Raw genomic sequence first — 7661 nt, 5'->3', positions numbered from 1 at the left:
CCCGGGAGCACACCCCGCCCCCCCCCCCCCCCGGGGGGGGGGGCCCCGGCCCCCCCCCCCCCCCCCCCGCGGCGTTCCCGGGCCCCTGGGCCCTGGGGCGCGCTACGCGCCGCCGAAGCTCGCGAAGTACGTCGCCGCCATGTCGTCCTCGCCGTGCCCCTGCGCCTCCGCCCGGCGGAAGCGCTCCGCGCCGGCCGCCGCGAGGTCCAGGCGTACGCCCTCCGCCGCGCCCGCGGCGACGATGAGACGGGCGTCCTTGGCCGCCGTGGTGACCGAGAAGCTCGGGGTGTAGTCGTCGTCCAGGATCGCCCGCGACTTGGCGCGGAGGTAGCCGCAGTCCAGCGAGCCGCCCGCGACGGCCTCCAGGAAGTGGTGCGGGTCCACGCCGAGCCCCTTGGCCAGGGAGAGCGCCTCGGCCGTGCCGTGGGTGAGGGCCAGGACCCAGCTGTTGCAGACGAGTTTGAGACGGGTGGCCGCGGCCGTGGTGCCGTCCTCGCCCAGCCAGACCGTACGGCTGCCCACCGCGTCCAGGACCGGGGCGAGCGGGGCCCGCGCCTCCTGCGGTCCCGCGGCCAGGATCAGCAGCTCGCCGTTCTCCGCCGGGGCCCGGGTGCCGAGGACCGGGGCGTCGACGAAGAGCAGCCCCCGCTCCGCCGCCAGTTCCGCCAGCGGGGCGACGGCCTCGACGCCCGCCGTCGTCGACTGGAGCCAGACGGCGCCGGGGCGCAGGCCCGGGGCGGCGGCCTCCATCGCCGTGAGCGCGGCCGGCCCGTCGTACAGCATGGTGAGGACGACATCCGCGTCGGCGACCGCCTCGGCGGGGGTCGCGGCGACGCGCGCGCCGTCGGCGGCGAGCGGCTCGGCCTTGGCGGGGGTGCGGTTCCAGACGCGTACGTCGAGTCCGGCGCGGCAGAGGTTACGGGCCATCGCGGCGCCCATGATTCCGGTGCCGAGGACGGCTACTGCGAGTGTGTCAGCCATACGGCCACCGTAGGCCCGGGGGCGGAGCGCCGCACGGGCCGGGCCTCCGTACGGACCCGGCCGGCTCAGACCACCTGGTGCAGCCAGCGCACCGGGGCGCCCTCGCCCGCGTACCGGAACGGCTCCAGTTCGTCGTCCCACGGCTTGCCGAGCAGCTTGGCGACCTCCGCCGCCAGGGCGGTCCCGCCCTCCTGCGCGCGGGCGAGGGCGGCCCGCAGCCGGTCCTCGGGGACCAGGATGTCGCCGTTCATACCGGTGACCGCATGGAAGATGCCCAGGTCGGGTGTGGCGCTGTAGCGCTCGCCCTCGGCCGTGGCGCAGGGTTCGGCGGTCACCTCGAAGCGGAGCATCTGCCAGCCGCGCAGCGCGGAGGCGATCTTGGACGCGGTGCCCGCCCGGCCCTTCCAGGAGACCTCGGCCCGCCAGGTGCCGGGCGAGGCCGGCTGCCTGATCCAGTCGAGCTGGACCCGCAGGCCCAGCACCCCGGCCACCGCCCATTCGACGTGGGGACACATCGCGCGCGGTGCGGAGTGAATGTACAGAACTCCACGTGTCGTCACCGGGACCTCCAGTGTGGGACGAGGTTCGCCTTTCCCAGCGGCCTCAGTAAACAGCATCGGGAGTGAAACTCCGCAAAAGGGACAGCTTGTGACGTGAGGTAATTTACCGGAGCCGAGCGATCGGGCGCCTCTGTTTCGACGTGGGAAAAGCTATCGTGCGGTGGGGCGCCCGGGGTGACGTACCGTCGGTCCCGGGCCGATTTGCGCGAAGCCTTCACTCGCCCGAACGGCCCAGGACGACCCGGCGGGCACCGGCCGCGCCGCCGATCTGGAGGCCAGATGCGTGACAGAAGCCCGCGGAGCCGGGGCGGACCCGGGCGGGTCCGGGCCGGGTTCGCCGCCGTGACCGCGGCGGTCGTCGCCGGGACCGGGGTGCTCGCCGGGTGCACGTCCTCCGGCTCCCCCTCCTCCGGCGCCTCCAGCGCGGCGGCCTCTCCCTCCCCGCGCCCCACCCCGCTGTGGGACCGCAGCCCGGCTACCGTGGCCGCCGTCGGGGACTCGATAACCCGTGGCTTCGACGCCTGCGGGGTGCTCGCCGAGTGCCCCGAGGTGTCCTGGTCGACCGGGTCGGACCGGGGCGTGCGGAGCCTCGCCTACCGGCTGCTCGGCGGGCCTTCGGAGGAGCGGCTGGCGGCGAGTACCTGGAACGTCGCCAGGACGGGCGCCCGGATGGCCGATCTGCCGGACCAGATGGCGCGGGCGGCGGCGTACGGGCCCGAGCTGGTCACGGTCCTGGTGGGCGCCAACGACGCCTGCCGGAACTCGACGGAGCGGATGACCTCCGTCGACGGCTTCAGGGCGTCCTTCGAGGCGTCGCTGCGCGAGCTGCGCGCGGGCGCGCCCAAGGCGCAGGTGTACGTGTCGAGCGTGCCGGACCTCAAGCGGCTCTGGTCGACGGGGCGCGGCAGTCCGCTGGGCCGGCAGGTGTGGAAGCTGGGCATCTGCGCGTCGATGCTGGGCGACTCCCAGGACGACGGCAGGGCGGCCCGGGAGCGGCGGGACCTGGTGTACGAGCGGGTCGTGGCGTACAACGGCGTGCTGCGGGACGTGTGCGCCAAGGACCGGCGCTGCCGGTACGACGGGGGCGCGGTCTTCGCCTTCCGGTTCAGCGGTGAGCAGCTCAGCCCCTGGGACTGGTTCCACCCGAGCAGGAACGGGCAGGGCAGGCTGGCGGAGATCGCGTACCGCAATGTCACGGCGGCCGAGCCGCCCGCGTAGGGTGCTTGATCGTGACTGTCATGAACACCGAGCGCGTCGGCGCCACGCCCGAGGGTACGAATGTCGACCGCTGGACCCTGGAGCGGGCCGGTACCCGGATACGCCTGCTGACGTACGGCGGCATCGTCCAGTCGGTGGAGGTTCCCGACCGGGACGGCACCGTCGCCGATGTCGTGCTCGGCTTCCCCGATCTCGCGGGCTATCTGGACCACCGGGGGCCGTACTACGGCGCCCTCGTCGGCCGGTACGCGAACCGGATCGCGGACTCCTCCTTCACCCTGGACGGGGTGGCGCACCGGGTCACGCCCAACGAGGGCCCGAACTGTCTGCACGGCGGGGCGTACGGCTTCGACCGGCGGGTCTGGGACGCGGAGCCGGTGGGTGGGGACGCGTACGGGGTGCGGCTGTCGCGGGTCAGCCCGGACGGCGAGGAGGGGTTCCCCGGCCGCCTCGACGTCTCGGTGTCGTACACGCTGGACGAGGACGGCGCGCTGCGCATCGCCTACCGCGCGGTGACGGACGCTCCGACGCATGTGGCGCTGACCAATCACACGTACTGGAACCTGGGCGGCGCGGGCGGCGGTCCGGCGACGGACGGGCACGAGCTGCGGATCGCGGCCGGCCGGATCACCCCGGTGGACGGCGCCCTCCTGCCGACCGGGGAGCTGGCGCCGGTGGACGGGACGCGCTTCGACTTCCGTACGCCGCGTCCGGTGGGCCCCGGGTACGACCACAACTTCGTGCTGGACGGCGAGCGGGGCGACGGCGCGGCGGCGGACGCCCTCGCCGCCGAGCTGTACGACCCGGCGTCCGGCCGGGTCCTCACGATCACCACCACCGAGCCGGGGCTCCAGCTCTACAGCGGCGACCACTTCGACGGGAAGCCGTTCGGCCCCGGCGCCGGGATCGCGCTGGAGACGCAGCACTTCCCGGACTCGCCGAACCGGCCGGCCTTCCCGAGCACGGTGCTGCGGCCCGGTGAGGTGTACGCGTCGACCACGGTCTGCCGGTTCTCCACGCGCTGACGCGCGGCGCACGGGGTTGCGGCCCCGGGGTGGTGTCAGGTCCCGCCCCGGGGCCGCAGGTCCGTCTGGCGCCCTACCGTGTCCGGTCGGCGGCCTCCACGCGGGCGGTCAGCAGGCGGTCGGTGACGGAGCGGGCCGCCTGGACCTCGTACGGGCCGGACACGTAGGACCAGGAGCCGGCCGCCTCGTCCCAGATCTCGAAGGCCCTGCGGCGCAGCGGGACCGTCACCTCGGCGCTCTCGCCGGGCGCCGCCTCGACGGAGGCGAAGCCGGCCAGCCAGCGCGCCGGGCGCTCCGCCTGCCCGGTGTCCTCGCCGGCGACCGGGGCGAGATAGATCTGTACGACCTCGCGGCCCGCGCGCGGGCCGGTGTTGCGCACCCGTACCCGGGCCTCCAGCGGGGTCGCCTCGATCGTCTCGTACTCCCAGTCGGTGTAGCCGAGACCGTGGCCGAAGGGGTACGCGGGCGTCGTGCCCGCACGCTCCCAGGCCCGGTAGCCGATGAACACGCCCTCGGTGTAGGCGAGTTCTCCGTTCTCCGGGGTGGTCCTCGAAACCGGCGCGTCCGCGAGGACGGCGGGCCAGGTGGTGGGCAGCCGGCCGCCCGGCTCGGCCGCGCCGAGCAGGACGTCGGCGAGCGCCCCGCCGCCCTCCTGGCCGGGGAACCAGGTCAGCAGCACCGCCGCAACGTCCGCGCGCCACGGCAGCTCCACCGGGGAGCCGGTGTTGACGACCACGACCGTGTTCGGGTTGACGGCGGCGACCGCGCGGACGAGGTCGTCCTGGCGGCCCGGGAGGCGCAGGTCCACGCGGTCGAAGCCCTCGGACTCGACGCTCTCCGTCGTGGCGACCACGACCACGGCGGTGGCGGCGGTACGGGCCGCCTCGACCGCCTCCGCGATCAGCTCGTCGGGGTCGTGGCGCGGGCCGAGGTGGAGCAGGGAGAGCGCGACGCCGCTGATCGGGGCGTCCGGGATCTTGAAGACGGAGTGGTGGAGCGAGATCTCGACCCGCTCCCCCTCGGTGAGGACGGTGCGGGCGCGCTCCACGGGCGCCCCGAAGAACTCCTCGAACGGGTCGGCGCCGGGGCCGGGTTCCTGGAAGCCGTCGAAGAGGACGGCGCCGCCGACGGTGAGCCGGAAGCCGCCGAGACCGCGGGTGCCGAAGGTGTGCTCGCCGCTCTCCCGGGGGGTGAAGGTGCCCGTCAGCTCGATGGAGTGGAGCCTGTCGTAGGTGACCCCGTCGGGCAGGTCGCTGCCCGTCCACTGGAGACGGCCGCCGGGGACGGAGGTGGTGCCCAGGGTGCGGCCCTCGGCGTCCCTGCACACGGCGGTCAGCTCGAACCCCTGGCCCGCGTCGGCGAGTTCGTCGCTGGGGTCGGCGCCGATCGAGTACGTCAGGGACCCCGGCGGGAGCGCGGCGGTGAGCCCGTCCAGCGGGGGGACGATGTGGTCGGGGAAGACGGTCGCCGAGCCGCCGCCGAGGACCCGGGCGTCGCGGGCGGCGGCGCCGCTGAGGGCGATCGTGCCGTGCGCGGGGTCGAGCGGCAGCGCGGGGCGGCCGTCCCGGGTCTCGTTCCGTACGAGGACGAAGGAGCGGCGGGCGATCTCGCGGGCCAGCGCCTCGCCGTCGATGGGCGCGGGCGGTTCGGCGACGGCGGCGGGCGCGCCGTCGAGGGCGCCGACCCGGGCGGCGAGCAGCAGGACCCGGCGTACCGCGTCGTCGACGGCGGACTCCGCCGCCTCCCCGGCCCGTACGGCGGCGGCCAGCGCCTCGCCGTAGACCGTGCGCGGGCCCGGCATCGCGACGTCGAGACCGCCGAGGAGGGCGGAGACGGTGGAGCGCGCGGCGAGCCAGTCGGAGACGATGTAGCCGTCGAAGCCCCACTCGCCGCGCAGCACCTCGTTCTGGAGGTAGCGGTGCTCGGTCATGGTGGAGCCGTTGACCTGGTTGTACGCGGCCATGATGCCCCAGGGGTGGGCGTTGGCCACGATCGCCTCGAAGGGCGCGAGGTAGAGCTCGCGCAGCGGGCGCGGGGCGACGAGGTTGTCGACGGTGAAGCGGTCGGTCTCGGCGTCGTTGGCGACGAAGTGCTTGACCGTCGTACCGACGCCGCCGTCCTGGACGCCGAGCACATAGCCGGTGCCGATCTCGCCGGTGAGGTACGGGTCCTCGCTGTACGCCTCGAAGTGCCGGCCGCCGAGCGGCGAGCGGTGCAGGTTGACCGTCGGCGCGAGCAGGACGTGCACCCCCTTGCGGCGGGCCTCCTGGGCGAGCAGCCGGCCCGCGCGGCGGGCCAGCTCCGGGTCCCAGGACGCGGCGAGCGCGGTCGGGGACGGCAGGGCCACGGACGGGTCGTCGGCGGTCCAGCGGATCCCGCGGACCCCGATGGGCCCGTCGGACATCACGAGCGACGCGAGCCCGATCTCGGGGAGTTCGGGCAGGGACCACATGTCCTGGCCGGCCAGCAGCCGCGCCTTGGCGTCGAGATCGAGCTTGCCGAGGGCCGCGGTGACGGCGGCTTCCCGTGCGTGCTCGGTCCGGGTGATGGATGCGTCGGCCACGGCCGTACCTCCTGGTCAGCGTTGCTCCGTACCGGCGGTCGAAGGAATGGTGACACGGCGGTGGCCAAAGATCCCCTCCGCGTGACCGATTCTCGGTCACCGGCTCGCCGTGGACCGCCTGACGGAGCCGGCCGACGGTCACGAGGCCCGCCACGGCGCGCTCGTGACCGCGAGGGCCATGGTCAACAGGGCTGTCCGGAAGCGATACTTCCGCCACCCGACGGAAGGACTCCTGTGAAACTCACGCCTCTGCGTGTACGCCCGCGCGTGCGGCCCGATCGGCTCGGGGTCGTGCTGCTCACCACCGCCGCGCTCACCCTCGCCGTACTGCCGCCGGCCGCCACCGCCGCCCCCGCACCGGCGGCGCCCGCGCCCACCGTCGAGGAGCAGCGCCTCGACCGGGCCGTGCCCCAGGAGATCCTGCGGCGCAGCGGGTTCGACCAGGTGGCGCCCGGGTTCGTACGGGCCCTGCGCGGCGCCTCGTCGTACCGGGCGGCCGAGCGGGCCGTCGAGCGGCAGGGGGCGCGGCTCTGGCAGCGGGCGGTGGACCGGGCGCAGGGGCGTGGCCCCGCGCGCGGTGACCTGAGCCGGGACGACGACCGGCCGCTGTACTGGGCGCGGCTGGCGATGAGCCGTGAACTGCGTCAGTGGCAGCCGGAGTTCGGGCTGCCGGAGGCCGCGCGCAGCCGGTTGCTGGACGCGCTGGAACGTACCTCTCGGGGGCAGGACTCCCTGTCCTTCCCCGGGAAGGACCGCAAGGGCGTCAAGCGGATCGTGGTGACGGGCTTCGACCCGTTCACCCTCGACCGTGACATCCGGATCAGCAACCCCTCGGGGGCGACCGCGCTCGCCCTGGACGGCACGGTCGTCACCACCGCCGACGGACCGGCCAGGATCGAGACCGCCGTCTTCCCCGTCCGCTGGGGGGACTTCGCCGACGGCACGGTGGAGCGGGCGCTGCGCGGGCCGCTGGCGCGCGCCGATCTCTTCGTCACGGTCAGCCAGGGCCGGGTGGGCCGGATCGACGTCGAGCGGTTCAACGGCGCCTGGCGGGGCGGGTTCGGCGACAACCAGAACGTCTCCGAGACCGGCCTCGTCCCCGTGCGCGACCCGGCGTCGCAGCCGCAGTGGACGGCGACGAGCCTGCCGTACGGTGCGATCGTGGCGGCGGAGACCGGGCGCTTCCCCGTGTACGACAACACGTCGGTGACGGAGATCCCGGCGGGGGGGCGCCCCCCCCCGGGGGCTTCGGTATCGCGGGCGACCCCTCGGTCAGCCCTTACCGGGCCCACGTTCCACGCCGCCGCCGAACTT

General features: G+C 74.9%; 6 protein-coding genes. 3 read left to right on the top strand and 3 right to left on the bottom strand.

Features of this window, described 5'->3' with window-relative positions; translation table 11 throughout:
* Positions 1 to 102 precede the first annotated feature (102 nt).
* Both ACFXPK_RS10095 and ACFXPK_RS10090 read right to left on the bottom strand, forming a co-directional pair.
* Positions 103 to 981, bottom strand: coding sequence for an NAD(P)-dependent oxidoreductase (locus tag ACFXPK_RS10095; protein WP_385006378.1), 879 nt, complete (start codon positions 979 to 981; stop codon positions 103 to 105).
* A 65-nt stretch (positions 982 to 1046) separates the two neighbouring features.
* The gene (locus tag ACFXPK_RS10090) at positions 1047 to 1541 is read right to left on the bottom strand and encodes a DUF3145 domain-containing protein (RefSeq protein ID WP_385006377.1); all 495 of its coding nucleotides are present in this window, start codon (positions 1539 to 1541) and stop codon (positions 1047 to 1049) included.
* A 279-nt stretch (positions 1542 to 1820) separates the two neighbouring features.
* Between ACFXPK_RS10090 and ACFXPK_RS10085 the strand changes: the two genes are divergently transcribed.
* Together ACFXPK_RS10085 and ACFXPK_RS10080 are read left to right on the top strand one after the other, a co-directional pair.
* On the top strand, positions 1821 to 2759 hold the full coding sequence (locus ACFXPK_RS10085) for an SGNH/GDSL hydrolase family protein (protein ID WP_385006375.1): 939 nt from the start codon (positions 1821 to 1823) through the stop codon (positions 2757 to 2759).
* A gap of 20 nt (positions 2760 to 2779) precedes the next feature.
* On the top strand, positions 2780 to 3784 hold the full coding sequence (locus ACFXPK_RS10080) for an aldose epimerase family protein (RefSeq protein WP_385006374.1): 1005 nt from the start codon (positions 2780 to 2782) through the stop codon (positions 3782 to 3784).
* A gap of 73 nt (positions 3785 to 3857) precedes the next feature.
* Here the strand turns inward: ACFXPK_RS10080 and ACFXPK_RS10075 are convergent, their stop codons facing one another.
* Positions 3858 to 6347, bottom strand: a complete 2490-nt coding sequence (locus tag ACFXPK_RS10075) for a glycoside hydrolase family 3 protein (protein WP_385073676.1) — start codon at positions 6345 to 6347, stop codon at positions 3858 to 3860.
* A gap of 291 nt (positions 6348 to 6638) precedes the next feature.
* On the opposite strand from ACFXPK_RS10075, the gene ACFXPK_RS10070 reads away from it, so the two are divergent.
* Positions 6639 to 7661: pyroglutamyl peptidase (locus tag ACFXPK_RS10070; RefSeq protein WP_385073793.1), on the top strand; the 1023-nt coding region annotated here is incomplete at its 3' end.

The organism is Streptomyces sp. NPDC059142 (assembly GCF_042755665.1).
In the GTDB taxonomy this organism is placed as follows: domain Bacteria; phylum Actinomycetota; class Actinomycetes; order Streptomycetales; family Streptomycetaceae; genus Streptomyces.
The sequence above is the reverse complement of the archived record's forward strand: the minus strand, read 5'-3'. Positions and strand labels throughout refer to the sequence as shown.

Coding starts and splice junctions, on each gene's coding strand:
- ACFXPK_RS10095 (WP_385006378.1), bottom strand. CDS start 981: ATGGCTGACACACTCGCAGTAGCCGTCCTCGGCACCGGAATCATGGGC.
- ACFXPK_RS10085 (WP_385006375.1), top strand. CDS start 1,821: ATGCGTGACAGAAGCCCGCGGAGCCGGGGCGGACCCGGGCGGGTCCGG.
- ACFXPK_RS10080 (WP_385006374.1), top strand. CDS start 2,780: ATGAACACCGAGCGCGTCGGCGCCACGCCCGAGGGTACGAATGTCGAC.